Raw genomic sequence first — 241 nt, forward strand, 5'->3', positions numbered from 1 at the left:
GGCATCCGGCGGCCCCGTCGCCCAGATCTGATGCGTAGGTCCCCCGGGGGTGCGGCCCCGGCCAGCAGCAATCCGGGCTTTCAGCCGACCCTTCGTCCCGCCGCGGCAACTCACCGTTTTCCATTTGGACCCGGCCAGCATTTGATCTGCCGCAATCGATAAGATATCGGGCACGGGGTGCTTTCGTGGTGTCCCGCGGACTTTGGTGATAGGCCAAATGAGCTTCACACCGACCGGATAC

1 pseudogene is annotated in these 241 nt (G+C 63.9%); it reads right to left on the reverse strand.

Annotated features, from left to right (window positions below):
• Positions 1 to 241: pseudogene (locus tag FNJ47_RS48740) on the reverse strand (IS701 family transposase); the annotation flags it as partial.

This window comes from Bradyrhizobium uaiense (assembly GCF_010811875.1).
Taxonomy (GTDB): domain Bacteria; phylum Pseudomonadota; class Alphaproteobacteria; order Rhizobiales; family Xanthobacteraceae; genus Bradyrhizobium; species Bradyrhizobium uaiense.